Source organism: Mycobacterium sp. E136, assembly GCF_001666865.1.
In the GTDB taxonomy this organism is placed as follows: Bacteria; Actinomycetota; Actinomycetes; order Mycobacteriales; family Mycobacteriaceae; genus Mycobacterium.
This window is the reverse complement of sequence record NZ_LZJE01000146.1, coordinates 1-26,748: the sequence shown is the minus strand read 5'-3', so window position 1 is coordinate 26,748 and position 26,748 is coordinate 1. Positions and strand designations below refer to the sequence as shown.

General features: G+C 67.3%; 25 protein-coding genes. 21 read left to right on the top strand and 4 right to left on the bottom strand.

The annotated features are described in order from the left end of the window. Nucleotides 1–15: 15 nt before the first annotated feature. Entirely contained in the window at nucleotides 16–1,620 is a 1,605-nt protein-coding gene (locus A5698_RS09660; RefSeq protein WP_068295850.1) for an FAD-dependent oxidoreductase, read from the bottom strand. A 28-nt stretch (nucleotides 1,621–1,648) separates the two neighbouring features. Continuing rightward, complete coding sequence (locus A5698_RS09655) at nucleotides 1,649–2,458, bottom strand: IclR family transcriptional regulator (protein ID WP_084792359.1); 810 nt, start codon at nucleotides 2,456–2,458, stop codon at nucleotides 1,649–1,651. Between the two features lie 141 nt (nucleotides 2,459–2,599). On the opposite strand from A5698_RS09655, the gene A5698_RS09650 reads away from it, so the two are divergent. Genes A5698_RS09650 through A5698_RS09560 form a run of 19 tightly spaced genes read left to right on the top strand, consistent with a single transcriptional unit; the run spans nucleotide 2,600 to nucleotide 23,222 of the window. Continuing rightward, nucleotides 2,600–3,520 (top strand): alpha/beta fold hydrolase, encoded by a 921-nt coding sequence (locus A5698_RS09650; RefSeq protein ID WP_231967365.1) that lies wholly within the window; start codon nucleotides 2,600–2,602, stop codon nucleotides 3,518–3,520. After that, nucleotides 3,517–5,217 carry a bifunctional 3-(3-hydroxy-phenyl)propionate/3-hydroxycinnamic acid hydroxylase gene (locus A5698_RS09645; protein WP_068295845.1) on the top strand — a complete coding sequence of 567 codons (1,701 nt, stop codon included), beginning with the start codon at nucleotides 3,517–3,519 and terminating at the stop codon, nucleotides 5,215–5,217. The genes A5698_RS09650 and A5698_RS09645 overlap by 4 nt, the downstream gene beginning before the upstream one ends. Then, on the top strand, nucleotides 5,141–6,085 hold the full coding sequence (locus A5698_RS09640) for a 3-carboxyethylcatechol 2,3-dioxygenase (protein WP_084792358.1): 945 nt from the start codon (nucleotides 5,141–5,143) through the stop codon (nucleotides 6,083–6,085). The genes A5698_RS09645 and A5698_RS09640 overlap by 77 nt, the downstream gene beginning before the upstream one ends. Continuing rightward, a complete protein-coding gene (locus tag A5698_RS09635; protein ID WP_068295843.1) occupies nucleotides 6,078–7,847 on the top strand; it encodes an FAD-binding protein in 1,770 nt (589 codons plus the stop codon). Before A5698_RS09640 ends, A5698_RS09635 begins: the two co-directional genes overlap by 8 nt. After that, nucleotides 7,844–9,184 carry an LLM class flavin-dependent oxidoreductase gene (locus A5698_RS09630; RefSeq protein ID WP_067087471.1) on the top strand — a complete coding sequence of 447 codons (1,341 nt, stop codon included), beginning with the start codon at nucleotides 7,844–7,846 and terminating at the stop codon, nucleotides 9,182–9,184. The genes A5698_RS09635 and A5698_RS09630 overlap by 4 nt, the downstream gene beginning before the upstream one ends. A gap of 23 nt (nucleotides 9,185–9,207) precedes the next feature. Then, nucleotides 9,208–10,026 carry a coniferyl-alcohol dehydrogenase gene (locus A5698_RS09625; protein WP_068295841.1) on the top strand — a complete coding sequence of 273 codons (819 nt, stop codon included), beginning with the start codon at nucleotides 9,208–9,210 and terminating at the stop codon, nucleotides 10,024–10,026. A gap of 30 nt (nucleotides 10,027–10,056) precedes the next feature. Further along, nucleotides 10,057–11,052 carry a cyclase family protein gene (locus A5698_RS09620; protein WP_068295839.1) on the top strand — a complete coding sequence of 332 codons (996 nt, stop codon included), beginning with the start codon at nucleotides 10,057–10,059 and terminating at the stop codon, nucleotides 11,050–11,052. A gap of 12 nt (nucleotides 11,053–11,064) precedes the next feature. Continuing rightward, complete coding sequence (locus A5698_RS09615; RefSeq protein ID WP_067087479.1) at nucleotides 11,065–11,655, top strand: NADPH-dependent FMN reductase; 591 nt, start codon at nucleotides 11,065–11,067, stop codon at nucleotides 11,653–11,655. After that, nucleotides 11,652–12,491, top strand: coding sequence for an alpha/beta fold hydrolase (locus A5698_RS09610; RefSeq protein ID WP_068295837.1), 840 nt, complete (start codon nucleotides 11,652–11,654; stop codon nucleotides 12,489–12,491). The genes A5698_RS09615 and A5698_RS09610 overlap by 4 nt, the downstream gene beginning before the upstream one ends. Continuing rightward, complete coding sequence (locus A5698_RS09605) at nucleotides 12,488–13,297, top strand: SDR family NAD(P)-dependent oxidoreductase (RefSeq protein WP_068295835.1); 810 nt, start codon at nucleotides 12,488–12,490, stop codon at nucleotides 13,295–13,297. The genes A5698_RS09610 and A5698_RS09605 overlap by 4 nt, the downstream gene beginning before the upstream one ends. 47 nt (nucleotides 13,298–13,344) lie before the next feature. Further along, a complete protein-coding gene (locus tag A5698_RS09600; RefSeq protein WP_502686740.1) occupies nucleotides 13,345–14,010 on the top strand; it encodes a TetR/AcrR family transcriptional regulator in 666 nt (221 codons plus the stop codon). Continuing rightward, the gene (locus A5698_RS09595; RefSeq protein WP_064397455.1) at nucleotides 14,007–14,201 is read left to right on the top strand and encodes a ferredoxin; all 195 of its coding nucleotides are present in this window, start codon (nucleotides 14,007–14,009) and stop codon (nucleotides 14,199–14,201) included. Before A5698_RS09600 ends, A5698_RS09595 begins: the two co-directional genes overlap by 4 nt. A 10-nt stretch (nucleotides 14,202–14,211) precedes the next feature. Then, nucleotides 14,212–15,450, top strand: coding sequence for a cytochrome P450 (locus A5698_RS09590; protein ID WP_068295833.1), 1,239 nt, complete (start codon nucleotides 14,212–14,214; stop codon nucleotides 15,448–15,450). A gap of 36 nt (nucleotides 15,451–15,486) precedes the next feature. Next, entirely contained in the window at nucleotides 15,487–16,656 is a 1,170-nt protein-coding gene (locus A5698_RS09585; RefSeq protein ID WP_068295828.1) for an amidohydrolase family protein, read from the top strand. A 59-nt stretch (nucleotides 16,657–16,715) separates the two neighbouring features. Further along, nucleotides 16,716–17,891 (top strand): M24 family metallopeptidase, encoded by a 1,176-nt coding sequence (locus A5698_RS09580; protein ID WP_197506728.1) that lies wholly within the window; start codon nucleotides 16,716–16,718, stop codon nucleotides 17,889–17,891. 5 nt (nucleotides 17,892–17,896) lie between these two features. Next, the gene (locus A5698_RS09575) at nucleotides 17,897–19,039 is read left to right on the top strand and encodes a M24 family metallopeptidase (RefSeq protein WP_068295825.1); all 1,143 of its coding nucleotides are present in this window, start codon (nucleotides 17,897–17,899) and stop codon (nucleotides 19,037–19,039) included. 6 nt (nucleotides 19,040–19,045) lie between these two features. Continuing rightward, complete coding sequence (locus tag A5698_RS09570) at nucleotides 19,046–19,996, top strand: enoyl-CoA hydratase/isomerase family protein (RefSeq protein WP_068295824.1); 951 nt, start codon at nucleotides 19,046–19,048, stop codon at nucleotides 19,994–19,996. Then, nucleotides 19,996–22,404, top strand: coding sequence for a CaiB/BaiF CoA-transferase family protein (locus A5698_RS09565; RefSeq protein WP_231967363.1), 2,409 nt, complete (start codon nucleotides 19,996–19,998; stop codon nucleotides 22,402–22,404). Before A5698_RS09570 ends, A5698_RS09565 begins: the two co-directional genes overlap by 1 nt. A gap of 8 nt (nucleotides 22,405–22,412) precedes the next feature. Then, nucleotides 22,413–23,222, top strand: coding sequence for an SDR family NAD(P)-dependent oxidoreductase (locus A5698_RS09560; protein WP_068295823.1), 810 nt, complete (start codon nucleotides 22,413–22,415; stop codon nucleotides 23,220–23,222). Nucleotides 23,223–23,280: 58 nt separating this feature from the next. Here A5698_RS09560 and A5698_RS09555 read toward each other — a convergent pair whose 3' ends face one another. Further along, nucleotides 23,281–24,123 (bottom strand): SDR family NAD(P)-dependent oxidoreductase, encoded by an 843-nt coding sequence (locus A5698_RS09555; protein ID WP_068295822.1) that lies wholly within the window; start codon nucleotides 24,121–24,123, stop codon nucleotides 23,281–23,283. An 18-nt stretch (nucleotides 24,124–24,141) separates the two neighbouring features. Beyond that, nucleotides 24,142–25,227 (bottom strand): NAD-dependent epimerase/dehydratase family protein, encoded by a 1,086-nt coding sequence (locus A5698_RS09550; RefSeq protein ID WP_068295820.1) that lies wholly within the window; start codon nucleotides 25,225–25,227, stop codon nucleotides 24,142–24,144. A gap of 93 nt (nucleotides 25,228–25,320) precedes the next feature. On the opposite strand from A5698_RS09550, the gene A5698_RS09545 reads away from it, so the two are divergent. Both A5698_RS09545 and A5698_RS09540 read left to right on the top strand, forming a co-directional pair. Further along, a complete protein-coding gene (locus A5698_RS09545; RefSeq protein WP_068295818.1) occupies nucleotides 25,321–26,127 on the top strand; it encodes a lysophospholipid acyltransferase family protein in 807 nt (268 codons plus the stop codon). Nucleotides 26,128–26,130: 3 nt separating this feature from the next. Continuing rightward, a partial coding sequence (locus tag A5698_RS09540; RefSeq protein ID WP_156670681.1) for an AMP-binding protein occupies nucleotides 26,131–26,748 on the top strand: 618 nt, incomplete at its 3' end.

The window sequence follows — 26,748 nt, the reverse complement described above, 5'->3', positions numbered from 1 at the left end:
GAGGGAGAGGGAAGGTTACACGCGCGCGGAGACCGCGAGACCCGCGCGGTAGCCGAAGACCATGGCCGGGCCGATCGTTCCACCGGCGCCGCCGTACGCCTTACCGGTGGCGCCCGCCATGGCGTTGCCCGCGGCGAACAGGCCAGGTATCGCCGACCCGCTGACGTGCAGCACCCGACCATCGGCGTCGGTACGGGGCCCGCCCTTGGTGCCCATCGCGCCGATCGACACCGGCACGGCGTAGTACGGCGGCGTATCGATCGGCCCGAGGGTGCGACGGGCGGGCGTCGGCGCCTTGTCGTCGCCCCAGTAGCCGTCGTACGCGCTCGAGCCGCGACCAAAGTCGGGATCGACGTCGTCGGCCACGCTGTCGTTCCACGCTCGCAGCGTGCGCGCCAGCCCGTCGGGATCGATGCCGGTCTTCTCGCCGAGCTCCTCCAGATCCTTCGACGGCGAAAACCAATCCGGGGCAGGGCCGTCCGGGTCGATGCCCAGGAACCCGTACTTCTTCAGGTGCAGCGAGTCGAAGACGATCCACGCCGGATCGTTGGCGTACCCGAGCTTCGGGTCGAGATAGTGGAACGGGCCCGCCATCGAGTTGTACTCGCCGGCCTCGTTGAGGAATCGCTTACCCGCCCGGTTGACGATGATGCTGCGCGGGCGGGTCCGTTCCAAACGCACACTGCGGCTGCGCGGTTGCCCTCCGAATGTGTCGCCCGGAAGCTGCACGATCGGCACCCACCACGCCTCGCCCATGTTGGCCAGATCGGCGCCGTGCGCCATCGCCATCCGCAGGCCGTCGCCGGTGTTGTTGGGCGGTGACACCGGTCCTCGCATCGGACCCCGCAGATACGCCTCGACCAGCTTGCGGTCCCACTCGAACCCGCCGGTGCCCAGGATGACACCGCGGCGGGCGCGCACGCGCAAGTCGTTGCCGTCCTGCGAGATTCGTACACCGGTGATGCCGAGCGGATCGGCGAGCAGTTCGACCGCCCGTGCGTTGGTGTGCGGCACCACGCCGAGGTCGAGCAGTCCCTTGAGTAGTCCGGCGACCAGGGCCGTGCCCGCCACACAGTAGTCACCGGATTCGTCGTCGACCGACGCGTGGATGCGTGCGCGGGTCTCGGCGTCGATGCCGACGTTGCTGAAATCGGCCGGAAACGAGGTGATGCGGTCACGCCACTCACCGAGACGGCCCAGATCGAACGGTTTGGCGTTGAGAGACCGCCCGCCCGCTGGGCGTCCACCGGGAAGCTCGGGTTTGTAGTCGGGGAACCCCTCGGCGACCTCGAACCGCAGATCACTGTGTGCCTCAACGAAATCGAGCATTTCCGGCCCGGTGCGTACGAATGTCTCGACGAGGTCGTCGTCCATGTAGCCCAGCGACTGTGCCCGCAGGTAGGCCATCGCGTCCTCGACGGTCAACTCACCCTCGGCGGCCCGCTTGTGCGCCGGAATCCAGATGATCCCGCCCGACACCGCCGTCGTTCCTCCGACGGTGGCGGCCTTCTCGTAGACCTCCACCGACGCACCGTTGGCGGCGGCGGCCAGCGCCGAGGTCAGACCGGCTCCGCCGCTGCCGAGTACGACCACGTCGACGTCATGATCCCAATCGGTCACGTGCTGCTCCTTCCGGCTGGACTGATATCTAGCTGAGGATCGCGGACAATTCGTTGGCCGCCCGGACGACCGCGTCTTTTCCGCGCATCAGGACATCTTCACGATGCGAGATGAGGTTGATACACGTCGGCGGCGCCGGCGGCCGCCTGGGCACCGGGACCGCGAGCCCGTAGGTGTTCGGCTCGATCTCACCGTGCGTGATCACCCAGCCCTGTTCCCGGGTCACCGGAACCAGGTCACGTTCACCGGGGCGCGGCGGCATGCTCGACAGCAGCGCGATCCCGGCGGCGCCGCGGTCGAGCGGATAACGGCTGCCCTCATGAAACGACAGTTGGTAGAAGACGTTCGTCGGCACGATAACGGCGATCGCGACCTGCTGATCGCCCTCGGCGACGAGTAGCGACACCGTGCTCGCGAGTTCGTCCGCGAGCCCGCGCAGCGTCGGGATGCTCAGCTGGCGCACGTTGTTGTCGAACGACGCGCCGAGCACCGCCAGGGCCGCCGCCGACCGGTAACGGCCGTCCTCACCCTTGAGCACCAACCGGAATTGAGACAGCGTCGAGAGCATCCGATACGCGATGGTCCGGTGGACACCGATGTCGTCGGCGACCTGTTGCGCGGTCAGGCCGGTGCGAGAGCTGGCCACCAGCTGCAACGCGGCCAAGCCTCTGGCCAGCGTCTGCGAGCCGGGCGCCCCGTTGGGCACGGCGCTGGTCGGCTCCGTCCCCTGCCGGGTCCGGCCTTCTTGCTCGACCCGATGTCGGGCTCCGCCCTGCTCGACCCGATGTCGGGCTCCGCCCTGCTCGACCCGATGTCGGGCTCCGCCCTCCGAAGGCATGGCGTCCCTTCCTCGACTTCCCTTGACATCTAGCTGTCACGAGAGTGATGCTCTGACTATAGTGCACGTGGATGTGCGATAAATGAGCAAAGTGCTTACAAAATACGAGAATTCGATTCTCGCGGTCAAGAGAGGGTGAGCGTGTCTGAGCCGGATTCGCTGGCGGCATCCGCGGCGGCCGACGGGCGTTCCGCCTCGGCCGAATTCGAGTCCGTCTGGAGCGATCTGCAGGGCGTCGCGTTCTCGCAGGGCTATCTCGACGCCGGCGGTATCCGCACCCGGTATCTGCACGCCGGTGACACCGATAAGCCGGTGCTCGTCTTCCTTCACGGGTCCGGCGGGCATGCGGAGGCATACGTGCGCAACCTCGAAGCGCACGCCGAACACTTCTCGGTCTGGTCGATCGACATGCTCGGTCACGGCTACACCGACAAGCCCGGGCACCCACTCGAAGTCCGCCACTATGTCGACCACCTGCTGGCGTTCCTCGATGCCGTCGGCGCCGAGCGCGCCCACATCAGCGGCGAGTCGCTCGGCGGCTGGGTCGCCGCCCGCGCCGCCGTCGACCACCCCGACCGGTTGGACCGGTTGGTGCTCAACACCGCGGGTGGATCGCAGGCCGATCCCGAGGTGATGAAGCGGATCATCACCCTGTCGATGGCCGCGGCCGAGAACCCGACGTGGGAGACGGTTCAGGCCCGCATCAAGTGGCTGATGGCCGACAAGACAAAGGATTACGACGACATCGTCGCCAGCAGGCAGCGGGTGTACCGCCAGCCCGGCTTCGTGGCGGCGATGCGCGACATCATGGCGCTGCAGGATCCGGAAATCCGGGCCCGCAACCTGCTCGGGGCCGAGGAATACGGATCGATCACCGCGCCGACGCTGGTGGTGTGGACCAGTGACGATCCCACGGCCGACGTCGCCGAGGGGCGGCGCATCGCCTCGATGATTCCGGGGTCCCGCTTCGAGTTGATGCCGGGCTGCGGTCACTGGCCCCAGTACGAGGATCCGAAGACGTTCGATCGCCTGCACCTGGACTTCCTGCTGGGGCGGCAATGACGGCGACCGACGTCGACGTCGTCATCGTCGGCGCAGGCCCGTCGGGCCTGACGTTAGCCAACATCCTTGGCCTGCATCGGGTTCGGACGCTGGTGGTCGAGGAGCGCGACACGCTCATCGACTATCCGCGTGGTGTCGGTCTCGACGACGAGGCGCTGCGGACGTTCCAGTCGATCGGCCTGGTCGACCGGGTACTGCCGCACACCGTGCCGAATCAGATCCTGCGGTTCTTCGACGCGAAGCGACGGCTGCTCGCCGAGATGGCGCCGCCCGACGCCCGGTTCGGCTGGCCCAAGCGCAACGGCTTCGTGCAACCCATGGTCGACGCCGAATTGTTCGGCGGCCTGGACCGATTCGACCATGTGGAGGTCCGGTTCGGATGCCGGATGGAGAACTGCGACCAGAGCGACGACGCGGTGACGGTACATTTTGCCGACGGCAAACCGTCGGTGACGGCCCGATACGTGGTCGGATGCGACGGCGGCCGCAGCGCCACCCGGCGGTTGATGGGAGTGTCGTTCGACGGCACCACATCGCCGACCCGCTGGCTGGTCGTCGACGTCGCCAACGACCCGCTCGGTCACCCCAACAGCGAGGTCGGCGCGGACCCGGCGCGTCCCTACGTGTCGATCTCGATCGCCCACGGCATCCGCCGCTTCGAGTTCCTGATCCATCCACACGAGACCGATGCGCAGGCCGACGACCCGGTCTTTGTCAGAAAGATGTTGGCGCAACGGGTTCCGTACCCCGACCAGGTCGACATGATCCGGCACCGGGTCTACACCCATCATTCGCGCATCGCCGGGTCGTTCCGCAAGGGCCGGATGCTGCTGGCCGGTGACGCCGCCCACCTGATGCCGGTCTGGCAGGGGCAGGGATACAACAGCGGGATCCGCGACGCGGCCAACCTGGGGTGGAAGCTCGCCGCGGTGGTGACCGGTCAGGCCGAGGATGCCCTGTTGGACACTTACGACGTCGAGCGGCGCAAGCACGCCCGCGCCATGATCGATCTGTCCACGATGGTCGGCCGCGTCATCTCGCCGACAAACCGCCGCGTCGCGGCGTTGCGAGACAAGGTCATTCATGCCGCGTCCGTGGTGCCGTCCCTGAAGCGCTACATCCTGGAGATGCGTTTCAAGCCGATGCCGCGCTACCAGCAGGGCGCCGTGTTCCACTCCGCGCCCGGCGCGGGTGCCACCGGGGCGGTGTCGCCGACGGGCACGCTGTTCATCCAACCCCGCGTCGACACCCGCACCGGGCAGAACCTGCTGCTCGACGACGTCCTGGGCCCGGGCTTCGCGGTGCTGTGCTGGAGCAACAACCTGCGCGCGATCCTGGGTGAGAACGCGTTCAACCGCTGGAAGGCGTTGGGCGCGGAGTTCATCGAGGTCCGCCCGATGACCCAGCTGCGCTGGCCCGGCCACGACGATGACGATGTCGTGGTGGTCGGCGACAAGACCGGTGCGCTCAAGTCGTGGTTCGACACCTACACCGACTCGGTGCTGTTCCTGCGGCCCGATCGCTGCATCGCCGGGGCCTGCATCGCCCAGCGCGCCGCCGAAGTCAGCGAAGCGCTCTTCGACGTCCTTTGTCTGACGCAGGGAGGAGGCACCGGATCTCATGGGCACACTGGCCCTGTGCTGCATGTCGCACAGCCCGCTACTGAACCTTCCGGGACCGTCACGGGAACTCCTTGACGACATCGAGACGGCGATCTCCGGTGCACGCCGGTTCGTCAACGAATACGACCCCGAACTCGTCGTCATCTTCTCCCCGGACCACTACAACGGGTTCTTCTATCGGACGATGCCGCCGTTCTGCATCGGCACCGCCGCCCAGGGCGTGGGCGACTACGGCTCGCACGCAGGACCGTTGAACGTGCCCGAAGACATCGCGACCGACTGCGCGCGAGCGGTTCTCGAGTCCGGTATCGACGTCGCGATCTCGGCGAGCATGGATGTCGACCACGGAACGGTCCAACCGCTGCAGAACCTGTTCGGCGAGGCGACGGCCGTGCCGGTGATCCCGGTCTTCATCAACTCGGTCGCCACCCCGCTCGGGCCCGTGCGGCGGGTGCGGGCGCTCGGCGCGGCCCTCGGCGCCTTCCTCGCGACGCTCGACAAGCGCGTTCTCGTCGTGGGATCCGGTGGGCTGTCCCACGATCCGCCGGTGCCCACGCTGGCCACGGCGCCGCCGGCGGCACTGGAGCGGATCGTGCACGGCGCGCCGATGACGCCCGAGCAGCGGCAGGCGCGTCAGGTCGCGGTGATGGACGCCGCACAGGCATTCGCGCACGGCGAGAGCCCGTTGCAGCCGCTGAACCCGGACTGGGACGCCGCCTTCCTCGAGTTGATCGACAACAACCGGCTCGCCGAGGTCGACGCCTGGTCGAACGAATGGATCGAGCGGGAAGCCGGCCACTCCGCCCATGAGGTCCGGACGTGGATCGCGGCGTTCGCCGCTCTCGCCGCACACGGCCCATACCGAACCGAGCAGCGGTTCTACCGACCCGTGCCGGAATTGATCGCAGGATTTGCAGTCAGGACGGCGGTTTTGGATGTCTGACAAGTTCGACCACACCGTCGACGTGCTCGTCGTCGGCTCCGGTGGCGGCGGGATGACCGCGGCGTTGGCGGCCGACGCGTTCGGTCTGGACACGCTCGTCGTGGAGAAGTCGTCATACTTCGGCGGGTCCACGGCGTTGTCGGGCGGCGGCATCTGGGTGCCGGGCGCGCCGGCGCAGCGCAAGGCGGGGTACGTCCCCGATCCCGACGGCGTCGTGGAGTACCTGCGCCAGATCACCGGCGGTCTGGTCAGCGACGCGCGCTTGCGCCAGTACGTCGACACCGCGCCCGAGATGATGGAGTTCCTCGAAAAGCTCAGCCCCTGGTTCGAATTCGTGTGGAAGCCGGGGTACGCCGACTACTACCCAGAGGTGCCGGGCGGGTCCGCGCAGGGCAGCACCATCAACGTGCCCGCCATCGACCTGCGCAAACTGGGTGACGAGGAGCAGCACCTGCTGCAGCCGCTCGCGTTGGCGCCGAAGGGAATCTGGTTCGCGCCCAAGGATCTTCGGCTGTTCTACCAGGTCCGGCAGAACTGGCGAGGCAAGGCCGTGCTGGTCAAGCTGATCTGGCGGATGTTTCGCGCGCGCGTGTTCGGCGATCGGATGGCCGCCATCGGCCAGTCGCTTGCCGCCAGGATGCGACTTGCGCTCAAAGCGCAGAACGTCCCGCTGTGGCTCGACTCGCCGATGACCGAGTTGATCACCGATGTCGACGGCGCCGTCGTCGGTGCGGTGGTTGAGCGTGACGGCCGTCAGCAGCGGATCGGGGCGCGCCACGGCGTCATTCTTGCCGCGGGCGGCTTCGACCACGACATGGAATGGCGCCGCCAGCACCTTCCGGTACTCGAAAAGGACTGGAGCTTCGGCAATCCCGCATCGATGGGTGACGCCATCCGGGCGGGGGAGAAAGTGGGCGGTTCGACCGATCTGCTCGACGAGGCTTGGTGGTTCCCCGCGATCTGCTGGCCCGACGGACGGCTGCAGTTCATGCTGAACGAACGCATGATGCCGTCGCAGTTCGTGGTGAACGGCGAGGGTAGGCGGTTCATCAACGAGGCCGCCCCCTACATGGACTTCGCGCACGCGATGATCGAAGGCCAGAACAGCGGGGTCACCCACATACCGTGTTGGCTGATCACCGACATCCGGTCGTTCCACCGGTACGTGGTCGCCGGGCACCTGCCGATCCCGAAGATCCCGTTCGCGCCCGTGCCGACCGGCTGGAAGGTGCCCAAGGCGTGGCTCGAATCCGGTGTCGTGCAGGAGGGGAGCAGCTTCGAGGAACTCGCGGGCAAGATCGGCGTGCCGCCGGAGCAACTGCGCCGGACCGCCGAGCGTTTCAACGAACTGGCGCGCAAGGGTCACGACGACGATTTCAACCGGGGTGATTCGGCCTACGACAACTATTACGGCGATCCGACGCTGCCGAATCCGAATCTGCACCCGTTGGGCGAACCGCCGTATTACGCGTTCCAGATCATCCTCGGCGACCTGGGCACCTCGGGCGGTCTGCGCACCGACGAGTACGCCAGGGTGCTGAGTGCCGACGACGGGGTCATCAAGGGCCTCTACGCCGTCGGCAACACGTCGGCCGCGGTGATGGGCCGCAGCTATGCGGGCGCGGGCGCCACCATTGGGCCGGCCATGACCTTCGGCTATGTCGCGGCCAAGCACATCGCCGAGCAGCTGTCCGGGTCTGGAGTTCAGACCGGCACTAGTACCGATTCGTCACTCGATACACATCGAAAGGTAACGAAATGAAGATCTCGCTGTTCTACGAATTCCCACTGCCGCGGCCGTGGAGCGAAGACGACGAGCACAAGCTTTTCCAGGACGGTCTCGACGAGGTGGAGCTCGCCGACAAGGCCGGGTTCTCGACGGTGTGGCTGACCGAGCACCACTTCCTCGAGGAGTACTGCCACTCCACCGCCCCGGAGATCTTCCTGTCGGCGGCCAGCCAGCGGACCGAGAACATCCGGCTGGGCTTCGGCATCATGCACCTACCGCCGGTCGTCAACCACCCGGCCCGCGTCGCCGAGCGGGTGTCGACCCTCGACCTGATCTCCAACGGCCGAGTCGAATTCGGCACGGGTGAGTCGTCGTCGGTCGGTGAACTCGGCGGCTTTGGTGTGGACCCCGCCGACAAGCGCGCGCAGTGGGAGGAGGCGCTCGAGGTGTCGATCCGGTGCATGACCGAGGAGCCGTTCAGCGGCTTCAAGGGACAGCACATCGAGATGCCGCCGCGCAACGTGGTGCCCAAACCGCTGCAGAAGCCGCACCCGCCGGTCTGGGTGGCCTGCACCCGGCCCGCATCGGTCGCCATGGCCGCCCAGAAGGGGCTCGGCGCACTGAGTTTCGCCTACACCGGGCCGGGCCCGCTGAAGGAGCGGGTGGATGGCTACTACAAGGAGTTCGAGGAGAACGGGGCGCCGGTCACCCCGCAGATGAACCCGAACATCCTGGCCATCGGCGGCGACCTGTCGATGATGGTGGCCCCCACCGACGAACAGGCCATCGAACGGCTCGGCATGGGCGGTGGCTTCTTCGCGTTCGGGATCATGCACTACTACATGACGGGCATGCACACACCGGGCCGCACCGGGGTGTGGAAGCGCCACCTCGAGGAGATCGAGAAGGATCCCAGCATCGTCTACGGTCCCGACCGCGGTCCCATCGGCAGCCCCGATACGGTGCGTCAGTTCCTGCGTGGCTACGAGGAAAGCGGTGTCGACGAGCTGATCCTGCTGCTGACGCCGCGCAGGCACGAGGAGACCATGGAGTCCATCGAGCTGATGGGCAAGGAGGTGCTGCCCGAATTCATCGAACGCGACGAGAAGGCGCGGGCGGAGAAGGCCAAGCGGCTCGAACCGGTCATCGAGAAGGTCGAAGCGCGCCGGCCACCGTCGCAGGCGCCGGTCTTCGACGAGAGCTACGCGTTCGGCGGGCTGCCCACCGGCCGCCAGAACTACACCGCCAACGAAGTGTCGCTGGCCATGGACGAGATGAACGCGGGCATCGAGGCGGCGGCCGCGAAACTCAAGTCAGGAGAAGGGTGGACGAGCCGCAACCCCGACGCGGACGCCAAGACCGCGAAGTGATTGGGGCCGGCCAGAGATGAGCCATGGGCCGAACTGAGGAACTGTGGCGCTACGACGGGCGCCGTGTGGTCGTCACCGGATGCGCCTCGGGCATCGGTGCCCATGTCGCCCGTCAGGTCGCCGACCTCGGCGGTGAGGTGATCGGACTCGACATCAAGCCGCCGGCCGAAAGCATGGGCGAGTTCGTCGAACTCGATCTGTCGGATCAGGCGTCGATCGACCGGGCCGCCGACGCGGTCGGTGGCCCGGTCGACGCGCTGTTCAACGTCGCCGGGGTCTCGTCGGGGATCAAAGACCCGCTGCGCGTGGTGACGATCAACTTCCTCGGCACCCGCCGGTTCACCGAGGCGCTGGTGCCCCGGATGCCGATCGGATCCGCGATCGCCAACGTTTCGTCGCTGGCGGCATCGGCGTACCGGCAGAACGCGCCCGTAACCTCCGGTCTGGTCGACACGGGCTCGGTCGAGGCGGGGATCCGATGGTGTGAAAGCCACCCCGAGGCACTGGCCGACGGTGGCGGTTACCGATTGTCGAAGGAGGCGATCATCCTCTACGGCATGGCCCAGGTGACCGCATTGGGCGCCAAGGGGATTCGGATCAACTGCACCGCACCGGGAGTGACCGACACGCCGATCCTCGACCAGTTGCGCAGCGCGTACGGACAGGAGTTCCTCGACTCGTTCCGGACGCCGTTGGGCCGGGCCGCCGAGCCCGAGGAGCAGGCCAGCGTGCTGACCTTCCTCAACAGCAGGGCGGCCAGTTACCTCACCGGACAGGTGATCTGGGTGGACGGCGGCACGACGGGGGAGACGGACCTCGCGGGATCGGTACGGCGGCGGTGAAGTGGAAGTCGGGACGGTGAAAGGCAATCCATGGCCAGCATGAAGGAGTTCCGTCGCGTCGCCGACGAGGTGCGCAACTGGGGCCGCTGGGGTGACGACGACGAGTTGGGCACGCTGAACTTCATCACGCCCGAGAAGGTCGCCGAGGCGGCCTCGCTGGTCAAGAAGGGGACCGTGATTCCGCTCGGCGGTGATTTCGGCTCCAACGGCCCGCAGGGGGCGTTCCAGTTCCGGCCGAACCCCATTCATGTGATGACGGTCGACGGCGGTGACGCGAACACGCTGGTGCAGTACGGGCCCCAGTGGCTGCGCAACTCGGTCGCTCATCAGCTCAGCGAGTTCTTCGTTGACAACCCGTTCCGCTTCAACGACGACATGATCGTGATGCCACTACAGGCGGCGACGCAGTGGGACGCGATCTCGCACGTCTACTACGAGGACAAGCTCTACAACGGATTTCCCGCAGATTCGGTGACCAGTTTCGGGGCGTTTCATCTCGGGATCGAGAAAGTCGACGTCAAGGGCATCACCTCGCGGGGCGTGCTGCTCGACGTCGTCAGGCACCGCGGCGCCGACGTCTTCCTCGAACCCGGAAATCCGGTGACACCAGCAGAACTCGACGACGTCGCCAAGGCCCAGGGGGTGACGATCACTCGCGGGGACATCGTCGTCGTGCACACCGGCTGGTGGACGCGGTTCCTGTCGACGGGCGACGGCGCCGAGCCGGGATCCGGGTTGGACTGGACCTGCGCTCGGTGGTTGCACGACCACGACGTCGCGGCGGTCGCGGCCGACAACCTGATGGTCGAGGACCCCGATCCGGCTAACGGTGTGGAGGGCACGTTTCTGCCCATGCACATGGTCTGCCTGCGTGACATGGGCCTGATGTTCGGTGAGTACTGGGACCTCACCGGGCTGGCGGCCGACTGCGCCGCCGACGGCGTCTACGAGTTCCAGCTGATCGCCCCGCCGCTGAAAGTCGTTGGCGCGGTGGGCGCTCCCGTCAGTCCGATCGCAATCAAGTAGTAGGTGAAGGAAATGACCGCAAGCACCACAACCGGCGGTGCGCCGTTCGTCGTCGGACTCGGCGGCACCCTGCGAGCGAACTCGTCGACCGAACGCGCGCTGCGATACTGCCTGGCATCGGTCGAGCAGCAGGGCGGGCGGACGAGGCTGTTCGCGGGTCCCGATCTGGACTTGCCGATGTACGCGCCGCACTCGCTGGAGCGCACGCCCGCTGCCCTCGAACTCGTCGGCGCGCTGCGCGATGCGGACGCCGTCGTCGTCGGCTCACCCGGATACCACGGGGCGATCTCCGGGCTGGTCAAGAACGCGCTCGACTACATCGAGGACCTGCGCGAGGATCCACGCGTCTATCTGGACAACACACCCTGGGGATGCATCAGCTGCGCCTACGGCTGGCAGGCCGCGGTCGGCACCCTCGGGCAGTTGCGGTCCATCGGGCACGCGTTGCGCGCGTGGCCGACCCCGCTCGGGGTCGCGATCAACTCCGCCGACGAGATCTGGGACGCAGCAGGGGAATTGGTCCACGACGCCACTCAGAATCAGCTCGATATGCTCGCCACGCAGGTGCTCTTCTTCGCCAAGACCGCCCGGGAGACCGCGTGACGCAGGCCGAACGCAAATCGGTGCTCGTCGACGGCCTCGTCACCGGCTATCTCGAAGCGGGCGATGGGGATCCGGTGGTCCTGCTGCACGGCGGTGAGTTCGGCGCCGGCGCAGAGATCGGGTGGGAACACAACATCGCCGCGCTCGCGACGCGCTACTGCGTGCTCGCGCTCGACATGCTCGGGTTCGGCGAGTCGGCGAAGGTCATCGACTTCAACGACGGCCGCGGTATGCGGATCCGACACATTGCCCGGTTCTGCGAGGTCGTCGGCGTCGATTCGGCGCATTTCGTGGGTAATTCGATGGGGGCGGTCAACCTCTTCGTCGACGCCACCTCCGAGTCGCCGGTGTTGCCCGCGCGCAGTCTGGTGGCCATCTGCGGAGGCGGTGAGATCCAGCGCAACGAGCACTCGGCCGCGCTGTACGACTACGACGCGACGATCGCCGGGATGCGCCGTATCGTGACGGCGCTGTTCTATGACGTTTCCTATCCCACCGACGATGCATACGTCCAGCGTCGCTACCAGGCGAGCATCGCGCCCGGGGCGTGGGAAGCGTTGGCGGCCGCCCGGTTTCGGCGGCCGGGCCTGGAGCCCCCGCCTTTGCCGTCGAGCACGCGGGCCTACGAGCGCATCACGGTGCCCACCTTGGTCGTCGAGGGCGGCGGTGACAAACTGCTGCCCCCCGGGTGGGCGGCTGAGATCGCGGGGCAGATCCGCGGCGGCCGGTCGGCGGTGATCGACGCGGCCGGGCACTGCCCGCAGATCGAACAGCCCGACGCGGTCAACGAACTACTGCTCGGCTTCCTGGCCGACTTACACGAAGGGGCGGCATGAGCGGCGAACTCGAGGGCAAGGTTGCGGTCGTCACGGGCGGCGCATCCGGGCTCGGCGAAGGTCTGGTGCGAAGGTTCTGCGCCGAGGGCGCGAAGGTTGTCGTCGGCGACATCGACCGCGAGGGCGGCGCCCAACTCGTCGCCGACCTCGGCGATTCCATCCGCTTCGTCGAAACCGATGTGGCCGAGATCGATCAGGTGACCCGGTTGGTGACGACGGCGGTCGAGGAGTTCGACGGCCTGCACGTGATGGTCAACAACGCGGGCGTGTCGGGCAAGATGTTCCCCAAGTTCCTCGACGACGACCTGGCCGATTTTCATCAGGTGATGGCGATCAATGTGCTTGCCGTCATGGCCGGTACACGCGACGCGGCCCGGCACATGTCGAAACACGGTGGCGGGTCCATCATCAACCTCACCTCGATCGGTGGCATCCAGGCCGGCGGCGGGGTGATGACATACCGGGCGTCCAAGGCGGCCGTCATCCAGTTCACCAAGTCGGCGGCGATCGACCTGGCGCACCACGAGATCCGTGTGAACGCCCTCGCGCCGGGCAACATCCGGACCGCGATCGTGCGCAAGTCCGCCACGGGGGAGGACCTCAAGCGCCTCGAGGAGTTCGAGGCCAAGATTCGCGAACAGATGCGCAACGACCGACCCCTGAAGCGCGAGGGCACGGTCGACGACGTGGCCGAGGCCGCGCTGTACCTCGCCGGTGACCGATCGCGGTACGTCACCGGAACGGTGCTGCCCATCGACGGCGGGACCAGCGCAGGCAAGGTGATCGTTCGCAAACCGAAGCCGTGACAACTTTAAATCAGTCACTTGACTTAAGAACGCGGGCGCGGTTGACTGTGACGGTGACCACTGCCAGAAGCGTGCGCACCGAACGGGCCAGCACGACGCGCGAAGCGATCCTGGCCGCCGCCGAGCGATTGTTCGCCGAACACGGTGTGTACGCCGTGTCGAACCGCCAGGTCAGCGAGGCGGCGGGGCAGGGCAACAACGCCGCGGTGGGCTACCACTTCGGCACGAAGGCGGATCTGGTGCGGGCGATCGAGCAGAAGCACCGCGTCTCGACCGAACGCCTGCTGTCGCGGATGGTCGGCGAGATCGGCGAGTCGACGGATCTGCGGGACTGGGTCGCCTGCCTGGTGCGCTCGCTCACCGAACACCTGGCCCAGATCGGGACCCCGACCTGGTACGCGCGCTTCGCCGCACAGGCACTGGCCGATCCGGAGTACCACAAGATCGTGGTCAAGGGAGCGCTCGAGTCGCCGTCGGTGCAACTCGTCGTCGAGGGCATCACCCGATGCCTGCCCGACCTGCCGCCCGCGGTGGTCACCGAACGCAACATCATGGCCCGCAACCTGATGATGCACACCTGCGCCGACTTCGAGCGCGCCTTCGCAGAGGGTGCCGACATGCCGCGCACCACATGGGATTCCGCGGCATCCGGGCTCATCGACGCGATCGTCGGGCTGTGGCAGGCGCCGATCACGGAGCACCCGGCACCATGAAACTGACCGTCGACCAAGACAAGTGCGTGTCGTCCGGGCAGTGCGTGCTCAACGCATCCGACATCTTCGACCAGCGCGACGACGACGGTGTCGTGGTGCTGCTCAACGACAGTCCGGCGGACGACCAGGCCGACGATGCCCGCAAGGCCGCCGCAGCCTGCCCCGCACTCGCCATCCACATCGAGGAATGAGAAAGACTGCATGTCCGAAACCTTGACCGGAACACCCGACGTGTCCGCGGATATCCCCGAATACCCGATGGAACGCGACACGCGCTGCCCGTTCGCCCCACCGCCGCAGATGCTCAAGATGGGTGAGGTGAAACCGCTGTCGCGGGTACGGATCTGGGATGGGAGCACCCCGTGGCTGATCACCGGCCACGCGGTGGCCCGCGAGTTGTTTGCCGACTCCCGGGTGAGCGTCGACGACCGGATCCAAGGCTTCCCGCACTGGAACGAGCACATGCTGTCCACGGTGTACAAGCGGCCGCGCTCGGTCTTCACCTCCGACGCCGAGGAGCACACCCGGTTCCGCCGGATGCTGTCCAAGCCGTTCACCTTCAAGCGGGTCGAGGGTCTGCGGCCCGCCATCCAAGAGGTGACCGACGAGTGCATCGACAACATCCTCGCCGGTCCGCAGCCCGCCGACATCGTCAGCAAGCTGGCACTGCCGGTGCCCACAAGGGTCATCAGCGAAATGCTCGGCGTGCCTTACGAAGACCACGAGTTCTTCCAGCACCACGCCAATGTCGGCCTGGCGCGCTACGCCTCGGCCGAGGACGGGCAGAAGGGTGCGATGAGCCTGGCGAAGTACCTGAGCGACCTCGTCAAGACCAAGATGGAGAACCCGTCGGAAGACGCGGTCTCCGACCTCGCCGAGCGAGTGAACGCAGGGGAGATCAGCGTCAAGGAGGCCGCACAGTTGGGCACCGGCCTGCTCATCGCCGGCCACGAGACCACCGCCAACATGATCGGCATCGGCGTGCTCGCGCTGCTCGAGAACCCCGAACAAGCAGCGCAGCTGCGCGATTCGGATGATCCCAAGTTCATCGCCAACGCGGTCGAGGAGCTGATGCGCTACCTGTCGATCATCCAGAACGGCCAGCGCCGCGTCGCGATCGAGGACATCGAGATCGCCGGTGAGACCATCCGCGCGGGCGAGGGCATCATCCTCGACCTGGCGCCTGCAAACTGGGATGCCACCGCTTATCCCGAACCCGACAAGCTCGACCTGGGCCGCGATGCCGGCCAGCAGCTCGGCTTCGGCTACGGCAGGCATCAATGCGTCGGCCAGCAGCTCGCCCGCGCCGAACTGCAGATCGTGTTCCACACGTTGCTACGGCGCATACCGACGCTGAAGCTGGCCGTGCCGTTCGAGGATGTGCCCTTCAAGCATGATCGCCTCGCCTACGGCGTCTACGAACTTCCGGTGACCTGGTAGCCAGGTCCGTCATTCAGCCCGATTGGAGTGTCAACGATGTCAGCACCAACTACCGCCACCCTGTATCCCCCCGAGGGCTTCGGCGCCCCCAAGCACCGCAAGGGCCACGCCACAGGCGATTTCGGGTTGCCCACCGGCACCGAGATCTTCTCCGCCGACAATCACATCTCGGTGGCCGACGACATCTTCTACGACCGCTTCCCCGAGGAACTCAAGGGCGCCGCGCCACGCATCTGGTACGAGGACGGCGCCTACATGGTCGGCATGAAGGGCAAGGCCTGGACCGGCGGCGACTTCGGCCGGGTCCTGATGCAGTACGACGACCTCGCCGGTGCGGCGTCGAACAACATCGAGGCCCGCGTCCGTGAGCTCAAAGAGGACGGCATCGACAAGGAGCTGGCCTTCCCGAACGCGGTGCTGGCGTTGTTCCACTATCCGGACAAGGCGCTGCGCGAGCGCGTTTTCCGGATCTACAACGAGCACATCGCCGATCTGCAGGAACGCAGCAAGGGTCATTTCTACGGCGTCGGGCTGATCAACTGGTGGGATCCCAAGGGCACCAGGAGCACGCTGGAGGAACTGAAGTCGCTGGGGCTGCGGACGTTCCTGCTGCCGCTCAATCCCGGTAAGGACGACGACGGCAACATCTACGACTACGGCAGCACCGACATGGACGCGGTGTGGGACGAGATCGAGGCCGCGGGGGTGCCGGTCAGCCACCACATCGGTGAAACACCGCCCAAGACGCCGTGCCAGCACAACAGCGTCGTGGTCGGGATGATGGTCAACGTCGACTCGTTCCGCGAGCAGTTCGCCAAGTACGTGTTCTCCGGCATCCTCGACCGTCATCCATCGCTGAAGATCGGCTGGTTCGAGGGCGGTATCGCCTGGGTGCCAACGGCTTTACAGGATGCCGAGCATATGCTCGCGTCGTACCGGCACATGTTCAACCACCAGCTCGAGCATCCGGTCCGGCACTACTGGGACAACCACATGTGCGCGTCGTTCATGGTCGACCCGCTCGGCCTGGAGCTCATCGACAAGATCGGCGTCGACAACGTGATGTGGTCGTCGGACTACCCGCACAACGAATCCACCTTCGGATACTCGGAGAAGTCGCTGAAGACGGTCGTCGACGCGGTCGGACCCGAGAACGCGGTGAAGATCGTCAGCACCAACATCAAGAACTTCCTGGGGATCTCGTGACCACATTCGCTCCGCAATCGACGTCGATCGACATTCCGGAGGTTCCCGACCTCGCCCGGATGTACCGGGAATGCGGTGTGCGGCTGCGCGACTCGATGAAGGACAAGGGTGTCGACGCACTCGTCCTGCTCGGCAACGGCAACGTCGTGTATGCGACCGGCGTCAGCTGGCCGCTGCTCGACGCCGGGCTCTCACACGTGGAACGCCCGGTCGCGATCGTGCTCGTCGACGACCCGCACCCGCACCTGTTCATGCCGTTGCGGGAGGGGTCGTCATCGCAGACCGAGGTGCCCGACGATCATGTGCACGGGCCGCTGTACCTCGAATTCGACGAGGGCGTCGAACAATTCGCCAAGGTGCTGGCCGATCTGGTTCCTGCCGGAGGCAAGATCGCGGTCGACGAGCTCACCGGCGCCATGCGCCGAGCGTCGGCAACGTTGTTCCCGTCGGGTCCTCCGTCGGACGCCGCGCAGGTCGTCGGGCCGGCCAAGCTGGTCAAGACGCCCGATCAGATCTCGTGCGTCCGAACCGCCTGCCGTATCACCGAAGAGGCGATGGTCGATGTGCAGAAGGCGCTTGCCCCCGGCGTTCGGCAGGTCGACCTTTCGGCGGCGTTCGTCCGGCGTGCGTTCGAACTCGGCGCGACGGCCAACATGCTCGAGGCCATCTGGCAGGTGATGCCCACGACGAAGACCAGCGGTTCGGTCTGGACCACCACCGGAGACTTGGCGCTGCCCTTGTTGACCACCGAACGCGAACTCGAACGCGGCGACGTGTTGTGGACCGACGTCAGCATCACCTACAAGGGATACTGCTCCGACTTCGGCCGCACCTGGCTGGTCGGCGAGGAACCGGACGACCGTCAGCAGGCGCAGTACGAGAAGTGGCGGGAAATCCTGTCGGCCGTGCTGTCGGTCACCAAGGCCGGCGCCACGAGCGGTGACCTGGCCCGCGCCGGGATCGCCGCCAACGGCGGCGCCAAGCCGTGGCTACCGCACTTCTACCTCGGTCACGGCATCGGCACCAACGCCGCCGAAATGCCGATGATCGGAACGGATCTGGGTGAGGAATTCGACGACAACTTCGTGTTCCCGGCCGGGATGCTGCTCGTGCTCGAACCCGTGGTGTGGGCGGACGGCACCGGTGGCTATCGAAGCGAGGAGATCGTGGTCATCACCGACGACGGTTATCAGTCCATCACCGATTACCCCTACGCCCCCTACGGACGGAACTGAACTGAATGGCACTCGAGATTCTGCCTGACGCAGCCGATCTGCGGCGCGGTCGCCGTGAGCGCGCGCTGGCCCAGATGGAAGAACGCGGCATCGACATCCTGGTGCTGGGCCGGCAGGCCAATGTGCGCTATGTGACCGGTGCCCCGCAGTTGTGGGTGGCGGGCACCCGGCCGTTCGGACCGATCTGCGAGGTAGTCCGCTCGACGGGCGAGATTCACCTCAACAGCACCTGGGACGAGGGCATCCCCGACGAGATCCCCCACGACCACCTCTACGGGCTGGCGTGGAATCCGATGACACTCGTCGAGGTGCTCAAGGCGCTGCCCGGGGCCGCCACCGCCAAACGGGTGGGAACCGATTCGCTGACACCGACATTCGCGCAACTGCTGCCGATGGCGTTTCCCAACGCCGAACTCGTCGACGCCGAGCCGGCGCTGCGGGCGGCACGGCGGATCAAGACGCCCGACGAGATCGCGGTGCTCCGCGGTGCGCTCAGCGTGGCCGAAGCGGCGCTGGACGCCGCACGAGCCGAGTTGGCGGCCGGAACGACCGAGAAGTCGCTGACCGGTGCGCTGATGGAGGCGATGGCCGCCGGCGGGGTCACCACGCCCGCCACCCAGGACGGCGCCTGGGTGACCAGCAAGGAACACCCGTGGCGGCGTGCCCGCAGCGACGGCCGTATCGAAGACGGCGATCTGGTGGCGTTCTCTGCCGGTGCCTTGGCCGACGGCTACGTCGGCGAAGTCGGCCGCACATGGCCCGTCGGTGAGGTGGAAGGATCGGCGGTCCCGCGGCTTTATGATCGCTGGAACCGACTGTGGGACAACCTGTTGGACGCGTGCCGGCCGGGTCGGCCTGCGAGCGGGCTGCTGACCGCCTACGAGGCGGCCGGCGAGCCGCTACCGTCGATGCCTGTCGCCCACGGCCTCGGCCTGGGCTACGACTCGCCCGTCGTGACCCCGGCCCTGCGGTCCACCATCGCCGACGAACTGCTCGAACCCGGCATGGTGCTCGCGGTCAGCGGCTACGTCTGGCAGCAGGGGGTGGGGGCGGTCTTCAGCCGCGATGCCGTGCACGTCACCGCCGACGGGGCCGAGGTGCTGACCTCCAGCCCGCTCTGGAGTGGTGCGGGCGTCGGAATCGGTTGACGCGACATGTCGGATTCCGGGAGTCGGCCCGCCCCTGAGGAGATCGTCCTCTACGAGAAGGACCCGGCGACCAAGATCGCGACCATCACGTTCAACCGGCCGGAGTACCTGAACGCACCGACGTCGGCTGCGCGGTTGCGCTACGCCGACCTGCTGCGCGGCGCCACCGTCGACGACGACGTGAAGGTCGTGGTGATCCGCGGTGTCGGGGAGAACCTCGGCAGCGGCGCAGACCTGCCGGAGTTCATGGACGGTGACGACGACGCGCGGCTGGCCGAGCTGCGGGTGGACGATCCGAGCGTCGTCTATCCCCCGAAAGGGTCGTTCCGGCACGGCGCGACGATGGGGCAGTGGTACGCCAACGTCGCGGCGGGCAACCGAGCGTTGCAGGAACTCAAGAAGATCAGCATCGTCGAGGCCAAGGGATACTGCTACGGCTGGCACTTCTACCAGTGCGCGGACGCGGACCTGGTGATCTCCAGCGACGACGCGTTGTTCGGTCATCCGTCGTTCCGGTACTTCGGCTGGGGACCGCGGATGTGGACGTGGGTGATGACCATGGGGCTGCGGCCATTCCAGGAGATGGTGTACACCGGTCGCCCGTTCACCGCCTCGGAGATGAAGGAGTGCAACTTTCTCAACAGGGTGGTGCCGCGCGACCAGCTCGAGGCCGAGGTCGCCAAGTACGCCCACGCGTGCGCACGGAACCGGCCGGTGGACAGCGTCTTTCAGCAGAAAGTGTTCTTCGAGGTGGTCAAGCAGTTCCAAGGCGAATACCTCGGCAGCCTGCTGTCGGCGATGTTCGAGTCGATGGGCGGCGCGGCGCGACCCGACGGCGACGACTTCATGCTCGCCGACGCGATCGATGTGGGCCTCGCCGACGCGGTCAACGACAACGATGACAAGTTCCCGCCGGAGTTCCGGTTGAGCAAGACGAACCGCAGGAAGAAGGACTAGTGCCGGCGCTGGACGACCTCACCATCGTTGACCTGTCGAGCGGCATCGCCGGAGGCTACGCCACCAAATTGCTCGCCGACGCTGGCGCCACGGTGGTCAAAGTCGAGTCACCGCAGGGTGATCCGCTGCGCGTGTGGTCGGCGTCCGGCACCCCCATAGAACCCGGCAGCGACGGAGCGTTGTTCAGTTTTCTGGCCTGCTCGAAACACAGCGTCGTGGTCGACCCGGGCGATGCCGGCGACCTGGCCTTGCTGCGCGCGCTGCTGCGGTCGGCCGACGCGGTGGTGTGGTCGCGCGGTTCTGAGGTGGCCGAACTCGACGAGTTCGCGCCCGCGGCGATCGCCGACGCGTACGGCCATCTGACCGTCACCGCGATCACCCCGTTCGGGCTCGAGGGCCCGTGGGCCGACAGACCCGCCACCGAGTTCACGTTGCAGGCGTGGTCGGGCGGCATGATCGGCCTGGGCAGGGGCGCACAGGACCGCGCTCCGGTCTACGTCGCGGGCCAGATCGGGGAATGGCTTGCGGGCGCGTACGCGGCGGTGGGCACAACGGCGGCGTCCGGCCTGGTGGACGTCTCGATCCTGGAAGCCCAGATACTGTGCCTCACTTACTATTCGGTATCGTTCAACGACGCGCTGGGGCGGCCCTTCCGTGACCGCCGCCGGCTGACCGTCCCCGGGGTGGCGTCCGCGGCCGACGGTCTGGTCGCGTTGGGATGCGGCACCGCACAACAGTGGTTCGACCTGTGCGCGATGGTCGGCCACGAGGAGTGGATCGACGAGGGCGGCGACCTGTCGATCACAGAACAGGCCAACACCCACGCCGAGCAGATCTACGAGTGGGTGCGCGAGAACCGCGTCGAGGACATCCTCGAACTGTCCAGCGCCTTCCGGATTCCGAACACTCCGGTCGGAAACGGAGCCACCGTAACGGGTTTCGATCAGTTCGTGGAACGCGGCACTTTCGTCACCAACCCCCGCGACGGATTCACCCAGCCCGGCGCGCCGTACCGCACCACGCCGTCGCTCCTACGCGAGCCGCAGCCAGCACCGAGGCTGGGCGAGCACACCGAGCAATATCGTTCGCGACCGGTACACCAGGGTCGTGATTCTGCCGAGATCGCGACCCTGGGGTTGGTTTCGCGAACACCGTTCGAGGGGCTACGGGTGCTCGATATGACGAGCTTCTGGGCCGGCCCGTCGTGCACCCACATGCTGGCCTTACTGGGCGCCGAGGTGATCCACATCGAATCGGCGGCGCGGCCCGATGGCACGCGGCTCATCGCCGGCGTGCCGATCACCGAGGAGCAGTGGTGGGAACGCTCGCCGATCTTCTCCGGCCTGAACACCAACAAGAAAAGCGTCACGCTCGACATCCGGACGGAGCGCGGCGTCGAACTGCTGCGCCGGCTGATCACGACCTGCGACGTCGTCGTCGAGAACTACACCCCGCGCGTGCTCGACCAGATCGGTCTGGACTTCGATGCCGTGCACCGGCTGCGCCCCGACGCGATCGTGATGCGCATGCCGGGCTTCGGGCTCGACGGGCCGTGGCGCGACAAGCCGGCGTTCGCCTACGTGATCGAGGACTGTTCCGGAATCACCTGGCTGACCGGCCATCCCGATCAGAATCCGGTCGAGCCGTACTCTGTCGGCGACCCCAACGCCGGTGTGCACGGCCTCAACGCTCTGCTACTCGCGCTGGCGCACCGGCGACGGACGGGGCAGGGAGTACGGATCGAGGCCGCGATGGTCGACGCCGCGCTCAACGTCGCCGCCGAGCAGGTCATCGAATACTCGGCGTACGGAAACCTGCTGCAGCGGCAGGGGAATCGCGGACCGACCGCGGCGCCGCAGAACCTGTACCGCACCGGCGAACTCGACGAATTCGGCCGCCCCGACGACTGGGTCGCCATCGCGGTGGCCAGCGACGAGCAGTGGGCGGGCCTGGTCGACGCACTCGGGCGACCGGCATGGGCCACCGACGAGATGGCCACGGTCGACCGGCGGCGCCGCCACCACGACACCATCGACGAGCAGCTGAGCGCCTGGTGCGCCGGGCGCACCGGAGACGAGATCGTCGAAACACTCTGGGCGGCAGGTGTTCCGGTGGCCAAGGTGATGCAACCGCACCGTGTGGGCGACCTTCCGCAGCTGGTGTACCGCGGCTTCTACGAGGAGGTCGACCATCCGGTCAACCCGCCGGCGCGGCACAGCACGCTGCCGATGCGCCTCGCGTCGGTGCGCAGCTTCCACCACAGCCCCGCACCGCTGCTGGGACAGCACAACCGCGAGGTCCTCACCGGTCTCGGGCTCAGCGAGGACGAGATCGCGGAACTGGAGGAGCAGGGGGTCATCGGATCGGCGCCAGCGGGTCTGACCATTCGCACGACCAAAACTGGTTGACTCGACCAATGGCCATCGATCCATCAGACATCCTGCTGACGGGCCGCGTCGCTGTCGTGACAGGTGGTGGCGCGGGCATCGGCAAGGGGATCGCCGAGGGGCTGGCGGCATTCGGGGCCTCCGTCGCGATCTGGGAGCGCGACCCCGACACCTGCGCCGCAACCGCCGAAAGTATCGGCGCGCTGGGTCTCGTCACCGATGTACGCGACAGTGCGCAGGTCGACGCCGCGCTGGCCACCACCGTCGGCGCACTCGGAGAGGTATCGATCCTGGTCAACAACGCCGGCGGCGTGTTCAACTCGCCGATGCTCGAGACGACGGAGAACGGCTGGGATGCGCTGTACAAAGCCAACCTCCGTCACGTCCTGTTGTGCACCCAACGCGTCGCGCGCCGGCTCGTCGAGGCGGGCAGTCCCGGCAGCGTCATCAACGTGACCTCGATCGAAGGTGTGCGGGCCGCGCCCGGATACGCCGCCTACGCCGCGGCCAAGGCAGGCGTCATCAATTACACCCAGACCGCCGCGTTCGAGCTTTCACCGCACGGCATCCGCGTCAACGCGCTCGCGCCGGACCTCACGCTGACGGAGGGGCTGATGCAGATCTCCGGCGGCGCACTGCAACCCGACGTCGCGCCCGGCATACCGATGGGCAGGCCCGGCCATGTCGACGAGATCGCCGGTGCCGCAGTGTTTCTCGCCTCCGATATGGCCAGCTACATCACCGGCCAGACCATCCACGTCGACGGCGGGACCCACGCGGCGGGCGGCTGGTATCACCATCCGCAGACGGGCAGGCCGACACTCGGCCCTCCGGGATGATTTCGGTGCACTGCCGGTCGCTCAGCGACTGATAATGCACCGAAATCGCCCCCGGGGGTCAGTGGGTCCAGCCGCCGGCGGACTGGTCCTCGAATGTGCGGTCGATGCGCTCGAAGCGGCGGCGAATCGAGCCGCGGGCCGCGCTGTGCGGTAGCACGTAGAGCCGGTTGGCTTCGATCGCGTCGGCGGTCAAGCGGGCGACCTCGTCGACATTGAGCACGGAGTCGTCGCTCGGATTCGACGCCAACTGCTGAACCGAGTCCGCGCCCGACGCGGTGGCTGGACCGTAGTCCTCACTGCGCACGCGTTCGGTGTTGGCCAGCAGATTGGTGTCGACGATCATCGGGCACAACACCGTCACACCGATGCCGTTGGCGCGCACCTCGCGCGACAGCGTCTCCGCGAGCGCGACAACGCCGTACTTGGCGACGCAGTAGGGGCCGAGCCCGACGTTGGGGATCAGCCCGGCGAACGACGATGTGAACGCGATGTGGCTGTCGGCTTCCTGCGCGAGCAGCCGCGGCAGGAATGCCTCGACACCGTGGATCGGTCCCCACAGGTCGACGTCGATGACGAACCGCCAGTCGTCATGGCTGGTCTGCGCGATCGGGCCGGCGTAGGCGATACCGGCATTGTTGAAGACCAGGTGCACGTCGCCGAACACGCCGAATGCCTCGTCGGCCAACCGGTTGACGTCGTCTAGCTTGCGCACGTCGCACACCACGCCGTGGGCGTCGACGCCGTCGCCGCGCAGATCGGCCACCGCGCGGTCGAGCGCCGCCGAGTCGATGTCGCTGAGCATGATGCGCGCCCCGCGCCGGGCGAACTCCTGTGCGGCGGCGAACCCGATGCCGCTCGCGCCGCCGGTGATCACCGCGGCGCGTCCGTTGAACGTCTCCACCCGCCGAAGACTAGGCGGTCAGGACAGTTCGCGGGGTTGATCCCACGTGGGCTCGCCGAGTCGGGCGCGGATCGCGGCCCACGGATCCGCGTACTTGCCGGGGGTGTTGCGGTATGCGCCGCGGCGTTCGAGGATCGCGCGCAGCAGCGGTGCGAGCGGGGTCAGCAAGCGCATCAGGTAGCGCGTCCAGCCCGCGTTCTTGGCGGCTTCGGCTTGCATGTCGGGCCACGAGTAGTGCTGGAACTGCAACGCCTCCTGCGCCCGAGCGGTGTCCATCCAGTCGGTGACGAACCACGCGTCGTCGCGGTTCGGGTCGCCGGGCCTGCCAGGCGGCAGCACCCCGGGAAGGCCGCGGGCCGCCGCCAGCGCCACGCCAACCTCACCCTGACGGATTCGGTGCGAGTCATCGCCGGCGATCAGCAGGATCTCCCCGACGACATCGGCCGTGGTGGCGGCGGCGAACGCCCAGGCGACGTCGCGGACGTCGACGCTGTGTAGGCGGCCGTCCGTCGGCAGCAGGCTCTCGAAGTACAGCGCGTCGGCGCTCAGCGGCATCGCGTTGGGGTCGGTGCTCAACACACCACCCAGCCGCAGCACGACCCACGGTAGCTTCGATGCCCGCACGATCGACTCGGCCTCCGCCTTGGTGCCGCTGTATAGATCGCACGGCCGCATCGGATCGTCCGCGCGCACGGGCGCGGCGGCCGTGTGCGGATTGCGGGCACCGTAAACCGCATTGCTCGACGCCTGGATGAAGCGCGGGGGAGTCGGCTGTTGTTCGGCGATGCGCACCAGCGTGGCGGTGGCTTCCACGTTGACGCGCCGCGCCAGCTTCGGATTCTTGTAGATCGGTGGCGGGATCACGGCGGCCAGATGGATGATCGCCTCGGGCGCGACGTCCGAGACCAGCCCCTGCACGGATGCCTCGTCGGTCAAGTCGGTCCACCGCACGGTGACGCCCCGCGGCAGCTTCGACTGTGCTTTCCTGTTGGCCGGGGTGTCCAGGTCGGCCACGACGACCGTGCGTCCGAGTTCGGCCAGCCTGCGCACAGTGGCCGAACCGACGAGCCCGAAGCCGCCGGTCACCAGCACCGTCCCCGTCATTACGCCTCCCACCTGCGAATATGACATTCTCTTTTTACGAAAGTAGCATATTCACGTGGCGGGGAGGGCGGGCGCGGGTATGACAGATGCGGCATGAGTAGCAACGGGGCGCAGAAGCCGGAAGTCGCAAAGTGGGACCCCGAGTTCACCCGGGGGATCGTCAACAGGGTCGGCCCACTCATCAAGCGGTACTTCCGCGCTGAAGTGCGCGACCTGGATGCCATGCCGCCCGCCGGGGGAGCGCTGCTGGTGTCCAACCACTCCGGCGGGATGCTCACTCCCGATGTCCTCGTCTTCGCGCCGGCCTTCTACGCGAAGTTCGGCTTCGACCGTCCCGTGTACACGCTTGGACACGACGCGATATTCGTCGGGCCCGTCGGCACGCTACTGCGTCGCGCCGGGGTGATCGGCGCCAACCGGGAGAACGCGGCCAAGGCGCTGCGCGAGGGTGCGGTCGTGCTGGTCTTTCCGGGCGGTGACTACGACTCTTATCGGCCGACGTTCAGCGAGAACGTCATCGACTTCGCCGGCCGTACGGGCTACGTCCGGACCGCGATCGAGGCCGGTGTCCCGATCGTGCCGATGGTTTCGGTCGGCGCTCAGGAGACGCAGCTGTTTCTCGCGCGGGGCGACTCGATCGCCCGGCGCATCGGCCTCAAGCGGCTGCGCGCCGAGATCCTGCCGATCAGCGTCGGATTCCCGTTCGGGGTGTCGGTGTTCTTCCCGCCGAACCTTCCGTTGCCCGCCAAGATCACCACGCGGGTGTTGCCGCCGATTGATGTTCTCGAGCAGTTCGGGGGGGACCCGGACGTGAAGGAGGTCGACGAGCACGTGCGCTCGGTGATGCAGGCCGCGCTCGACGAGCTGGCCGCCGAACGCCGATTCCCCGTGTTGGGCTGAGAGATGGCCGACGTTGTGGGACTCGTGCAGACGCTGTGGCGGGCGGGCCTGATCGCTCCACTGCGCCCCGACAAATACCTGCGGATGGGTGCGGCGATGCGCCGCGTGGGCATGACGGCGACGGTCGGTTTCGCCGCGGCCGCGCAGCGCTGCCCCGACCGTCCCGGGCTCGTCGACGAGCGCGGCACCCTGACCTGGAAGCAGATCGACGACCGCTGCGACGCCGTGGCCACCGGTCTGCAGAACCTGCCGGCCGGCACGCCGAAAACCGTTGCGGTGATGTGCCGCAACCACCGCGGTTTCATCGAGTCGCTGGTGGCGTCGAATCGCATCGGCGCCGATGTGCTCCTGCTCAACACCTCGTTCGCGGGCCCGGCGCTTGCCGAGGTGGTCGATCGCGAAGGCGCCGACGTCGTCATCTACGACGAGGAGTTCTCCGAGATCGTCGAACGGGCCATGGCCGACAAACCCGCCGCCACGCGCATTCTCGCCTGGACCGACGAAGCCGCCGACGGTGTGACGCTCGATCGGCTCATCGAGTCCAACCTCGGCAAGCGGCCCGCGGCCGCCGAACGCAAGAGCGACATCATCCTGCTGACGTCCGGCACCACCGGAACCCCG